Source organism: Bacillus cereus group sp. MYBK5-2, assembly GCF_051915685.1.
Taxonomy (GTDB): Bacteria; Bacillota; Bacilli; order Bacillales; family Bacillaceae_G; genus Bacillus_A; species Bacillus_A cereus.
On record NZ_JBQAFE010000011.1, the window covers coordinates 68,806 to 81,337 of the forward strand.

Sequence of the window (12,532 nt, forward strand, 5' to 3'; positions counted from 1 at the left end):
ATATAGTTTCGGGGTGTAGGAATGAGAAAGATTTGTGTGTTTGCAGGTTCTAATTTAGGGGAGAGACCAGAATTCAAAGAGCAGGCAATTCAGTTAGGTAAAATGTTTGTTGAGAACGACTATGAGCTTGTATACGGTGGTTCATGCGTTGGATTAATGGGAGAAGTAGCAAACGAAGTTCTTCGTTTAGGTGGACGTGTAACAGGTGTTATGCCGCGCGGTCTATTTCGAGGAGAAATTGTGCATACAGGATTAACAGAATTAATTGAAGTAGAGACGATGCATGAACGTAAAGCGAAAATGGCAGAGCTTGCGGATGCTTTTATCGCGCTTCCAGGCGGATACGGAACGTTTGAAGAACTATTTGAAGTTGTATGTTGGTCACAAATTGGTATACATAATAAGCCGGTTGGTTTATTAAACATAAAAGATTTTTACGGACCAATTTTGCAAATGGTTGAACGTGCAGCAGAAGAAGGATTTATGAATCCATCAAATAAAGAATTGATCGTTTCAGCTGAGACAGCAGATAAACTAATTCATGCAATCCAAAATTATGAGCGTCCTGTTTTGGGAACGAAGTGGAAGCAACTATCATAGCAAATACGGAAACACATGTCGTTTTAATTTAAGATGGCATGTGTTTTTAATTTGGTTAAATATATTAATGTTTAGATGTAATGTTTTGGGGAAAGGAGAGATAGATGGAGGAGTTCGTATATTTACGTCCGGTTTTTAAAAGTATTTTAGCAGCGTCTATTCTTGTTATGCTAATTGTTTTGAGACAGAAGAAAGAGTTGATTAATGAATTTTTGCTTTGGTTTATCTCGGTATTGTGTATCGGTGTTTCAGCGATAACGTTGTTTATGTCCGGATTTATCGTTGATGAGTATAATCTAGGTGGAGATCCACAATCGTTTTGTATGTTTATTGCGATTGGTTGTATTAGTGGTCTAAATTTCATTATTTATTACAGAAGGCAATAAAAGAGGCATTCCATATTACTTTGGAATGCCTTTATCATTTTGATTGCCTTGTTTTTTATACAGGTACCAGCCACCCCAGCCGCCACCAATTGCTACGACAACGAGGAAAGCATAGTCCTTAACCCCGACACGTATATTGAAAATATTAGCTATAAGTAAGAGAATCCCAACTGTTATTAACGCAAAAAATGCTCTAATTAAGTAGTCTTTCAACTGAACCACTCCCGTCATTTAAGTAGTAAATGATGAATTTGGAAAAGCTAAAGGGTGTTTCCTATATTTTAACATAGATGAGATTGTAATATATTGATAAAAGTAGGGGAGAGGGGCGCTGATATTGTCGTGATTTGTCGGCAAATCGATATCCTTTGTCAAATCGTTGATATATTGCGGGTAATGATCGATATAATGAAAAAATCGTTGATATATTGCGGGTAATGATCGATATATTTGAAAAATCGTTGATATAATTTCGTGTACCGTTAAGTGCGACCATTACATAAAAAAGCGACTCTGAGCGAGCCGCTTCCGCTTTTAAGTATTATTGATTCAAGAACGCACGTAGCATCCAAGCGTGTTTTTCTAGTTCTGTGTAGATGCCTAGTAGTAGGTCAGATGTCATTTCATCGTCAGAGTCTTGAGCAATTTCCATGCCTTTTTTCAGTTCGACTAGCATCATTTGGTAGTCTTTCATGATTGCTTCGACCATCCCTTCTGCAGTTTCTCCGTAAGCTGCTTCTTGAATAGAAGATATTTCTAGGTATTCTTTCATTGTTGCTACTGGTTTACCACCAATTGCTAAAATACGTTCTGCAATTTCGTCGATGTGAGTAGCTGATTCTGTGTAAAGTTCTTCGAATTTCTCGTGTAATGTGAAGAATTGAGGTCCTTTTACGTACCAATGGAAGTTGTGAAGTTTTGTGAATAAAACGCTCCAGTCTGCTACTTGTTTGTTTAATACTTCGATTACTTGTTTGTTCATTATGATCAATCTCCTTTTGAGTTGTTATGTGATATCAATTACTAATTTATAATTATTATAATCTAGTAATCTCTATAAATCAACCCTTTTGCTGGAATTAATTTGAACAAATTATGAACTGTTGTAAATAAAAGGCCCTATTACGATGAAGTAATAGGGCCTTTGTTTGAGATATGGCTCTTGTTCTAAACGAGCCGCTTGTGCTTTTAGTGATATCCAGCTCCAGCGGCTAGAATCTCCGGTCATTTCGCTCTCTCGCTCGAAGCAAAAAGCGCTTCAAGGTCGAGAGCTTGAAGTGTCCTGCGATTCTGAACGAGCCGCTTCCGCTTTTATTTGTTAAACAGCCTTTTGTTTTTCTTCTACATCCTGCCCATCCCAGCACTCTGTATTCTTTAAGCCAGGGATAGAGTTTGCAACGAAGACAGGATCTTTTCCTTGTTTCTTTTGCTTCAAATAGTCTACTAATGCAGCGTAAGCAAATTTGCTAAGGAATGAGATGGCAATTAAGTTTGTGAATACCATTAGTCCCATGAATAAATCAGCTAAACTCCAAACTGTTTTAAGAGCAGCGATTGATCCGAAGAATACCATTCCGACAACTGCAACACGATAAATCATTAACCATGTTTTACTTTCTTTAATGAATGCGATATTTGTTTCACCATAATAGTAGTTTCCTAGAAGTGAACTGAAAGCGAATAGGAAAATAATAATCGCTAAGAAAGTGCTTGCCCACGGTCCAATTTGTGAACTTAATGCGTTTTGTGTTAATTCGATACCTTCTAAATTTGATCCTTTGTAAAGTCCAGAACATAATACGATAAATGCTGTTGATGTACATACTAAGAATGTATCTACGAAAACGCCTAATGCTTGAACAAGCCCTTGTTTTACAGGGTGAGATACATCAGATGTTGCGGCTGCATTAGGAGAGCTACCCATTCCTGCTTCCGTAGCGAATAAACCGCGCTGAATTCCGAACTTGATTGCTGCTCCAATACCACCAGCGATGGCTTGGTCTAAACCGAATGCACCGTTAAAGATTTCCATGAAAATGCTTGGTAACATACTGAAGTTGTTAATAACGACAAAAATAGCCACGCCGATATAAACGATTGCCATTGGCGGAACAATCATTTCTGTAATACGTGAAATGCTCTTAATGCCACCAAAAATAATAACTGCAACTAATAAGGCTAATAGAGCTCCTACGATTGTTCGCCCTAGTCCAAAAGCATTTTCAAACGCTATTGTTACTGTATTTGCTTGCACTGAATTGAAAATTAATCCGTACGCAACTGTAATAAGAAGTGAAAACCAGACGCCCATCCAGCGTTTGTTTAACCCTTTTTCCATGTAATATGCTGGTCCACCACGGAACCTACTTCCATCTTTTACTTTATAAATTTGCGCAAGTGTACATTCTACAAAACTAGTAGCTGCTCCGATAATTGCGATAAACCACATCCAAAATATTGCGCCAGGTCCACCCATTGAAATTGCTAATGCTACACCAGCTAAGTTTCCGATACCGATACGTGCTGCTGCACTTAAGCAAAATGCTTGGAATGGGGAGATGCTATCTTTCTTTTTTTCTTTTCGATTAAACCCTTTACTAATTAAGCTGACCATCTCACTGAAATGAGTAATTTGGACAAATTTTAATTTAAAAGAGAAGTAAAGACCGAAGCCGATTAGCATTGCAATAAGAATATATGACCATAAAATATTATTCGTTACCTCAAGGAATCTGCTAAAGATATCAACCATATAATACACTTCCTTTTTTTCGTAATAAGAAAATTATATGCAAAAAATATACGAGAATCAATTTTTCTAAAAAATTATGTTACTTAAGTCATTTTTGTGTTATGATTATGTTACATCGTAATATTTTTAGAATTATTTACATTTTAAAAAACTAAATGTAAAGCGAGAAGGTGGGGATAATTTGAAAGAAGATTCTTTATGGAAAGTAAGCCTTGAGAGTTTGAAAATGAGAAGTAATATATTTTTTATCATTACATCTTTAAGTATCTTTTTAGGGTCCACTTATTATTACAATAAAAGATTTCCAAATCACAAATATCCTGAGTGGTTAGAATTTCTAAAGCTGATTGGATGAATAAAAGACAGAAAAACAGAAAATTAAAATAAATAAGTTATGGAGGAGCTAAAAATGAATATTAGAGAAAGTGAACTTCCAGGTATTGGTTATAAGTTTCAAATCGTTACAAAAGGTAATGAAAAGATGGTAATTGTCATTCATGATGATGGTCGTAGAGAAATGTATCATTTTGATTCAGACCATGAAGAAAGCATCTCAAGTATTTCACTACGTGACTCAGAGGCGAGACAAATCGCGGCAATATTAGGTGGAATGGTATATAAGCCTAGGGCGTTAGAAAATGTTGAGATGGTTTTTGAAGGTTTAGCGATTGAGTGGTTCAAAGTGGAGAATACAGCTCCAGCAATCGGAAAAACAATTGGCGATCTTGAAATAAGAAAAACATATAGCGTAACCATAATCGCAGTTATGAAGAAGAACATGAAGAAGCTATTTAATCCAGGACCAGAAACAGTAATTGAAGAAGGAGATATGCTTGTAGTTTCAGGTGAGAGAGAAGAAATAAAAAAAATCATTAATGAATTACTTTCAAATAGGGGGGACTGATTAGATGGATACGTTAATTTTTGAAGTTGGTACAGCTTTAGTTTTAGTGGCAATTGCAGCAGTAATTGCTGGAAAATTTAAATTCTCAGTAATTCCTTTTCTAATCGTTCTTGGAATGTTAGTAGGACCGCATGCACCGACAATAGGTGTTATCGATCTCAAATTTATTGAAAGTGCAAGTGTAATTTCCTTCCTTGGACGGATTGGGGTTCTATTCCTTCTATTCTATCTAGGATTAGAATTTTCAATGAAAAAACTAATTAAATCTGGACGCTCTATTGCGATTGGCGGAACGATTTATATTTTAATTAACTTTTCACTTGGTTTGTTATACGGATTTATAATGGGATTCCCATTACTAGAAATCTTAATTATTGCGGGTATTATTACGATTTCTTCTAGCGCTATCGTTGCTAAAGTGTTAGTGGACTTAAGAAGAACTGGTAATAATGAAACCGAATTAATTTTAGGAATTATTATGTTTGAAGATATATTCCTTGCTGTATATTTATCAGTTGTTTCTGGTTTAGTACTTGGAGATCACGCTTCCTTCTTAGGTGCCCTTACTTCAATTGGAATTGCTTTAGGATATATGCTTCTATTCTTTATAGTAGCTAGAAAGGCTACGCCTTTATTAAATAAATTGCTCAATATTAGCTCAGATGAAATCTTTATTATTGTAGTATTTGCTTCTTTATTCTTCATTGCTGGTTTTTCAGAAACAATTCACGTTGCAGAAGCAATTGGAGCACTTCTTCTAGGATTAGTTTTCTCTGAGACAGAGCATAGTGACCGAATTGAACATCTTGTTGTTCCATTTAGAGACTTTTTCGGAGCTATTTTCTTCTTCAGCTTCGGGTTAAGTATTGATCCGTTCTCATTAGGCGGAGCGATATGGTTAACGTTAGGTGCTGTCCTTCTTACGATAATCGGTAACTTTGTAGCAGGAATGATCGCAGGAAGACAAGCTGGATTATCTCATAAAGCATCAACAAATATCGGATTAACAATCGTTTCAAGAGGAGAGTTCTCCATCATTATGGCTAATATCGGTATCGCCGGTGGCTTAATGTCAGTACTGAAACCATTCTCAGCACTATACGTGCTTATACTATCCATTTTAGGCCCACTTCTGACAAAAGAGTCGAAGAATGTATATAAATTCTTAAATAAAATCTTTAAGTGGGATACGAAGACTAACTAAACTAAATTTTAAAAAATAAAAGTACAAGATATTTCCTGCTTGTACTTTCATTTTTGTAATGAAAACAGTAAAGAGAGGTACATGATGTTAGGAGAGTTGATCCATTCGGTTTTAGTTTTTTTAGAAGGACTTGGTTATTGGGGGATTATGCTTGGATTAATGCTAGAGGTTATTCCAAGTGAAATCGTATTGTCTTATGCAGGTTATTTAGTATCAACAGGAAGCATTACATTTTGGGGCGCTGTTGCGTTCGGTACAATTGGTGGTGTAATTGCACAACTATTCATTTATTGGATTGGTCGATATGGAGGAAGACCTGTTCTTGAGCGATATGGAAAATATATTTTAATTCAGAAGAAACATATTGATTATGCTGAAGATTGGTTTAATCGTTATGGAACTGGCGTTATCTTTACCGCACGTTTTATTCCGGTTGTGCGTCATGCTATTTCGATACCAGCGGGTATTGCGAAAATGTCACATGCTAAGTTTATTACGCTAACTACATTAGCTGTTATTCCGTGGTCAATTGTGTTTGTATATTTAGGTTTTAAATTAGGAACAGAGTGGGAAAGTATTAATAAAGTTGCGGGGCCATATGTGAAATACTTTGCACTTGCTGCTATTTTTTGTGCAATTGGTTATTTTGTATTAAAAAAAATGATGAAAAAAAAGTGATTACAGAAAAGGAATCTATGTCGACGTAGATTCCTTTTTTATTGGCATTTTTTCAAGGATGAAAGAATACGTTTAATATTTACCATATTGTGGCATACATATAGAAAAAGGGTGCTTGGAAAGGGGAATAAAGAGAAATGGAACTCCAGTTTCAAAATGTATATCAACAGGTAGAGAATTGGTATGTGTTGGATTCGGAGCTTCCTTGGGATGTCAAAAAGTTGAGAGAGGATTTGTTTTCTCTTATTGAAGTATGTAAAACGCCCGTTATTTTTTGTGATACGTGTGATGCAAATGATGTGCTTCTATCATTAGGGGAAGAGGAAGAAGAGTTCCTATTCCCAGTAGGTGGTTTTTATCATAAAGAAAAGCAATTAATTTTCGTTTGTATGTGGGAAGAGTATGATCAAGTTCTCAAAACGCTACTGCATGAATTCCGCCATGCGATGCAGCATAAGAGAGATATATTGTATGTGGGAAGTGAACGGTACGAAGAGCGGTGGATTGAAAAAGATGCGAGGAAGTTCGCGGAGAGGAAATTAGATGAATATAAGAGTAGAAAGTTAATGTAAAGCATAGTGGAGAAATAGCGCTGTGCTTTTTATGCTTATTAAAAATAAGTATTTGACTTTTATTAAGTTTAGTTCTAAACTAATGATATGAAACGAGCGAGGTGATGAAATGAAAACAGAAGATAGACTAGGGCTACTATTATGGTTTCGTTTGTCACGCTTTTATAATAAGAGCATCCGTGAGACGAATCAGCATTTGAAAAAATGGAATATATCTGCCGCCCAGTTTGATGTGTTAGCTCAAGTTGGAGGACATAATCGTTTAACGCAGCAAGAACTTGGGAATAAGCTATTTGTTACGAAAGGAAATGTAACGCAGCTTTTAAATAAAATGGAGCAGCTTGAGTGGATTTTGCGTGAACAAGAGGGTACTACGAAATATATTTCTTTAACAGAAAAGGGAAGAGCTTTATATGAGGAAATCGTCCCACCTCAAGAAACGTTCCAAGCAGAGAAGTTTCATAATTTAAATATAGAGGAACAAAAGCAGTTATTAACACTATTAAAAAAGTTACAGTAAGAAAAAATTTTAAAATAAATCTCGAATTCGAGATAGTATGAGGTGAAGGATATGTTTAGAAAAGTTGATCATAAAAATATGGGCAGAGCAAATCATGGTTGGTTAAATACACATTTTCATTTTTCTTTTGCCAATTACTACAATCCAAATAACATGAACTTCGGAGCGTTACGTGTTATTAATGATGATCTAGTAGCGGCGCAAACTGGTTTTGATATGCATCCGCACCGTGATATGGAGATTATTTCTTACGTTGTGGATGGTGCTTTAACACATGAAGACAGCATGGGAAATCGCGGAACGATTGAGCGTGGACATGTTCAATATATGAGTGCTGGCACGGGTGTATTTCATAGCGAGCATAATTTAGGCGATGAAACGCTGCGTTTATTACAAATTTGGATTTTACCAGACCGCGCAGATCATAAACCAAACTATGGTGAGTTTAAATTTGATTGGAGCAAGCGTAAAAATGAATGGTTCCATATGGTATCTTCAGTAGAAGGAAATGCACCAATTCAAATTCACCAAGATGCGAATTTATATTCTTTATCATTAGAGGCTGGAAAAGAAATTCATTTTCCAGTGAAAGAAGGCCGTCAATTGTACCTTGTACAAATTGAAGGAAGCAGTGTAATAAATGGTGAAACGTTTGTTATGCGGGATGCAGCAGAAGCGGTAGAAGAAGATATTCACATTCAAGCGAAAGAGCAATCACACTATTTAGCAATTGAATTGAAAAAACAATAAAAGGTTTATAGAAAAGAGGACATCCGATAGATGTCTTCTTTTTTTGATTGGAATTGTCTGAAAAATGTTTCTCAAATTTTTGGTAGAGGTATCGGCTGGGAAAATAAGAATTGTATAAAAGTGTCAAAAATCTTTATGGGAATGGGGAATGTTATAGTGAAAAAGCAAGTCATTTCATCAGCATTAGCGTTAACTGTTATCGCCGGGGGATTTGGAGCGTTTGGGGCAACGACAACGAAAGCGGAAGAACAAAAAATTCAATATCATCAAGAATTTAAAACACCTGCATACATAGGTGAAGAATGGAAAGCACCGGAAGGACTAGATAAAAAAGAGACAGTCTTTCAATACTTAGAGAGTAAGAAAGATATGTTTAAATTAGCAGGAAATATTGAAAAGCATTTTAATATCGTTGGGGAAGAAAAAGACGCTGAATCTGATACGACACATGTGAAGCTAGTTGAGAAACATAATAACATTCCTGTGTACGGTTCTGATCAAACTGTTACACTTGATAAAGAGAATAATGTAAAAGCATTCTTCGGACAAGTTATTCCGAATTTAGATGATAAAAATATTCCTGCAGCTGCAAGCATTACTGCGGAACAAGCAGAAACAATTGCAAAGGCAGATATTGAGAAAGAAATTGGTAAAGTAAAGAGTTATGACGGTGTGAAAAAAGATTTATTTGTATATGAAAAGGACGGTAATTACTACCTTGCATACTTAGTTAAGGCATCGATTTCAAAACCAGCTCCAGGATATTGGCATTATTTTGTTGATGCAACGAATGGAAATGTTATTGAGAAATATAACGCTGTAGATAACATTACTGGATTTGGTTACGGAGTATTAGGTGCTAGACAATCATTTGAAATTGCTCAAGATACGAAAACAGGACAATTCAACTTGTTTGATGGTAAACGAGGACAAGGTGTTCATACATTTGATGCAGAAAATATGGACGAGAACTGGTTTAATTTATTCTCACAATGGCTTGGATATACAGGAGAAGAAGTTGAAAGTAAATCTAAGTTCTTCGAAGATAAAGCTGCAGTTGATGCGCATGTAAATGCAGGAAAAGTATATGATTACTACAAAAAGACATTTAATCGTAACTCTTTCGATGATAAAGGTGCGAAGCTTATTTCAACTGTTCACGTAGGTACAGCTTGGAATAACGCAGCTTGGAATGGTGTGCAAATGATGTACGGTGATGGCGATGGAAAAACGTTCATTCCATTATCTGCTGGACTTGATGTTATCGGTCACGAATTAACGCATGCTATAACTGAACATACAGCAAACCTTGTTTACAAAAATGAGTCAGGGGCGTTAAATGAATCGTTATCTGATATTATGGGTGTTATGGTTGAGAAGAAGAGCTGGGATTTAGGTGCTGATATTTATACACCTGATAAACCTGGTGATGCACTTCGCTCTCTTAAAGATCCAGCGTCTATTCCAAATCCATTAAAACCAAGTGAAGGTTACCCAGATCACTATAGTAAACGTTATACTGGAACAGCTGATAATGGTGGTGTTCATATTAACAGCAGTATTAACAATAAAGCTGCATATTTAGTATCTGAAGGCGGAGATCATTACGGCGTGAAAGTAACTGGAGTGGGCCGTGAAGCGACAGAAAAAATTTACTACCGTGCTCTTACGAAATATTTAACTGCAAACTCTGACTTCAAAATGATGCGTCAAGCTGCTCTTCAGTCAGCTGAAGATTTATATGGTAAAAACTCTAAAGCTGTACAAGCTGTAACGAAAGCTTATGATGCAGTAGGTGTAAAATAATAAGAGAAAAGACCTGACATCCTAGTCAGGTCTTTTCTTTATCCCGCTATCCGCAAATGATGAAATTTCCACTTTATTTAGTCGCGAATACCTAATGCGATTTTCGCCATACGTGACATACGTTCTTTCGACCACGGTGGATTCCAAACGACATTTACTTCTATTTCATTAACTTCAGGTACGTTCGTTGATAATACTTTTTTAACGTCTGATACGATTTGCCCAGCCATTGGACAACCGATAGAAGTCATAGTCATCGTAATGACAGCATTATTATTTTCATCTGCTGTAACATCATACACTAATCCAAGATTAACGATATCAACACCTAGTTCAGGGTCAATAACAGCCTCTAAATTGGCAAATAATTTATTTTCAAATGCTTCTTGTGACATAAGCAGCCCCTCCTATATTTTAATGATATCGATTCTCATTATAACGGAAATGAGTATAATGTGCAGGAAATGAGCTCAAAAAAATATCCCTCTTTGAAAGAGGGATATTTTTGAAAATCTATTCTGTTTTAAAATGAGATACGAGTTGATCTAACTCTTCAACTGTTTGTTTCATTTTTCTAGCAGTTACTGTCATTTCATTCATAACGATAACTTTCTGTTCAGCAGATTGTGCCGTTGCGGCGGTTTCGCTGGATACTTCGGTCGAGATAGAAGCGATGTTATTAAGTGAAGCATTCATTTCTTCAGCACTTGCAGCCATCTCTTCAGCAGTTGCTGATATGTCTTGCATTTGAGTAGAAGCTTGATTTACTTGCTCCAAGATTGTTGTGAAAGAAGAACCTGCTTCACGAATAACGTTAATACCTTCTGATGCTTCAGATCGCCCTTGAGACATCATAGAATTGGCAATTTCTGTATCATTTTGAATTTGATGAAGTAATTGATTAATGTCTGTTGCAGCTGTTTTAGATTGTTCAGCAAGCTTTCGAACTTCGTCAGCTACGACAGCAAATCCTTTTCCTTGTTCACCAGCACGAGCTGCCTCAATAGAAGCATTTAAAGCAAGTAAGTTTGTTTGCTCAGCAATATTAGATATAGATTGTAAAGCTGTATCAATATATTTCGTATGAGTGATTAGACGTTCGACTACTTCTGACGTAGCATTTACAGCTTCGTGAATCGTTGTCATTTGTGTAATAGATTTTTGGATAACGTTATTTCCATCATTCGCATGTTCATAAGTGGCTACAGCCAATTCTGCTACAGAGGACGCAGAATTAGCAATACGTTGAACACTTACTGCCATATCGTCCATTGCAGTTGAACTTTCTTCCATACTAGCAGTTTGAGATTGAATACTTTCATTTAAATTAGACATCGATCGTTGAACTTTTATTGTTGCTTCGCGTGATGTAGTTGTTTTTTCTAGCATATTTTCAGAAGCAGTTTGTACTTCCACTGATGTTTTTTGAACACGATTAATGATATGTTGTAGGTTTTCTAACATTTTATTAAATGATGTTGCGATAGCACCGATTTCATCATTGCTATTTACTTGTAGACGTGCCGTTAAGTCACCTTCTTGAGAGGCTAATTCTTTTAGCTTCGTGTCAATTTGTTGAATTGGTTTCACAAGTTTACCAGAGAACCACCATGCAAGAATAATTGCAGCGACAATACAAATAACAAGTGATAAGAAAATAACATATTCGATTAAGAGTGCAGATTGGTCAATTTTTTCAATAGATTGTTCACGTAATTTAGCTTGTTCATTACTGTAATTTGTGAAGTCACCAATTACTTTATAGACAGTTCCGTTCTCTGAAGAAGCTACTTGTAAAGCTTCTTCCCATTTTTGTTCTTTTGCAAGAGTGAATACTTTTTCCTCAACGAACTTTCTCCAAGTAGACCCTAATTCCATTGTGCTTTTTACGGACGAAGAAGCATTTGGATTAGAAAGAAGTTTATCTTTTGAATCCTCAAGACGTTTACTCATTTCATTAAACTTGTCTAATTCGACTTGATCATGTTGTAGTAAATAACCTCTTAAAGCAGAGAGCTGTACTTGATAAGCGTCTCCACGCTCTTTCAATTCTGTTGCCAGTGGAGAAATTTCTTTTTGTAATGTTTCAGCTTTACGAGATTGGTCGATAGCAAAAAATAAAATAAATGCTAAGGCGACACCAAATAAAGCGCAAATCGTTCCCATCATGAACATAAGTTTTTTTCTGATACTTACAAAATTCATATAATTAAAAGCCTCCTTTGTGAAATCTTAGTATTAGAATTAATAAATGTAAAAAATTGAAAGAAAGCTTTACTCCAGTTGGAATAAAGCTTTCTTATTTCCTTTAGGAATTATAGCAGACGGAATGAGAGATAGAAAGAGATATTTTAAAGTGA

At 35.8% G+C, this 12,532-nt stretch carries 14 protein-coding genes; 9 read left to right on the forward strand and 5 right to left on the reverse strand.

The window, feature by feature from the left end; all coding sequences use genetic code 11:
* Nucleotides 1-36: 36 nt before the first annotated feature.
* Both ACTFP3_RS26120 and ACTFP3_RS26125 read left to right on the forward strand, forming a co-directional pair.
* Complete coding sequence (locus ACTFP3_RS26120; RefSeq protein WP_180229713.1) at nt 37-600, forward strand: TIGR00730 family Rossman fold protein; 564 nt, start codon at nt 37-39, stop codon at nt 598-600.
* A 104-nt stretch (nt 601-704) separates the two neighbouring features.
* Entirely contained in the window at nt 705-986 is a 282-nt protein-coding gene (locus ACTFP3_RS26125; RefSeq protein ID WP_163093238.1) for a hypothetical protein, read from the forward strand.
* A gap of 15 nt (nt 987-1,001) precedes the next feature.
* Here the strand turns inward: ACTFP3_RS26125 and ACTFP3_RS26130 are convergent, their stop codons facing one another.
* The 3 genes from ACTFP3_RS26130 to ACTFP3_RS26140 all read right to left on the reverse strand — a co-directional run bounded on the left by ACTFP3_RS26130 (nt 1,002) and on the right by ACTFP3_RS26140 (nt 3,738).
* On the reverse strand, nt 1,002-1,199 hold the full coding sequence (locus ACTFP3_RS26130) for a hypothetical protein (protein ID WP_440011694.1): 198 nt from the start codon (nt 1,197-1,199) through the stop codon (nt 1,002-1,004).
* Nucleotides 1,200-1,527: 328 nt separating this feature from the next.
* Nucleotides 1,528-1,968 (reverse strand): Dps family protein, encoded by a 441-nt coding sequence (locus tag ACTFP3_RS26135; RefSeq protein WP_001041891.1) that lies wholly within the window; start codon nt 1,966-1,968, stop codon nt 1,528-1,530.
* A 336-nt stretch (nt 1,969-2,304) separates the two neighbouring features.
* On the reverse strand, nt 2,305-3,738 hold the full coding sequence (locus ACTFP3_RS26140) for an alanine/glycine:cation symporter family protein (protein WP_440011655.1): 1,434 nt from the start codon (nt 3,736-3,738) through the stop codon (nt 2,305-2,307).
* Nucleotides 3,739-4,147: 409 nt separating this feature from the next.
* Here ACTFP3_RS26140 and ACTFP3_RS26145 point away from each other — a divergent pair, with 409 nt between their 5' ends.
* From ACTFP3_RS26145 to ACTFP3_RS26175, 7 genes are all read left to right on the forward strand, one after another.
* Nucleotides 4,148-4,642, forward strand: coding sequence for a cation:proton antiporter regulatory subunit (locus ACTFP3_RS26145; RefSeq protein WP_001026075.1), 495 nt, complete (start codon nt 4,148-4,150; stop codon nt 4,640-4,642).
* Nucleotides 4,643-4,646: 4 nt separating this feature from the next.
* Nucleotides 4,647-5,846, forward strand: coding sequence for a cation:proton antiporter (locus ACTFP3_RS26150; protein ID WP_000380223.1), 1,200 nt, complete (start codon nt 4,647-4,649; stop codon nt 5,844-5,846).
* An 84-nt stretch (nt 5,847-5,930) separates the two neighbouring features.
* On the forward strand, nt 5,931-6,524 hold the full coding sequence (locus ACTFP3_RS26155; protein ID WP_063537996.1) for a DedA family protein: 594 nt from the start codon (nt 5,931-5,933) through the stop codon (nt 6,522-6,524).
* Between the two features lie 137 nt (nt 6,525-6,661).
* Nucleotides 6,662-7,096, forward strand: a complete 435-nt coding sequence (locus ACTFP3_RS26160; RefSeq protein WP_000422800.1) for a DUF3920 family protein — start codon at nt 6,662-6,664, stop codon at nt 7,094-7,096.
* Between the two features lie 109 nt (nt 7,097-7,205).
* Nucleotides 7,206-7,616 carry a MarR family winged helix-turn-helix transcriptional regulator gene (locus ACTFP3_RS26165; protein ID WP_000845467.1) on the forward strand — a complete coding sequence of 137 codons (411 nt, stop codon included), beginning with the start codon at nt 7,206-7,208 and terminating at the stop codon, nt 7,614-7,616.
* Nucleotides 7,617-7,667: 51 nt separating this feature from the next.
* Complete coding sequence (locus ACTFP3_RS26170) at nt 7,668-8,366, forward strand: pirin family protein (RefSeq protein WP_006918782.1); 699 nt, start codon at nt 7,668-7,670, stop codon at nt 8,364-8,366.
* Nucleotides 8,367-8,522: 156 nt separating this feature from the next.
* Nucleotides 8,523-10,172, forward strand: a complete 1,650-nt coding sequence (locus tag ACTFP3_RS26175; protein ID WP_440011696.1) for a M4 family metallopeptidase — start codon at nt 8,523-8,525, stop codon at nt 10,170-10,172.
* A 77-nt stretch (nt 10,173-10,249) separates the two neighbouring features.
* Here the strand turns inward: ACTFP3_RS26175 and ACTFP3_RS26180 are convergent, their stop codons facing one another.
* Nucleotides 10,250-10,567 (reverse strand): metal-sulfur cluster assembly factor, encoded by a 318-nt coding sequence (locus tag ACTFP3_RS26180; RefSeq protein WP_000076418.1) that lies wholly within the window; start codon nt 10,565-10,567, stop codon nt 10,250-10,252.
* Nucleotides 10,568-10,685: 118 nt separating this feature from the next.
* On the reverse strand, nt 10,686-12,377 hold the full coding sequence (locus ACTFP3_RS26185) for a methyl-accepting chemotaxis protein (protein WP_440011659.1): 1,692 nt from the start codon (nt 12,375-12,377) through the stop codon (nt 10,686-10,688).
* Nucleotides 12,378-12,532 lie beyond the last annotated feature (155 nt).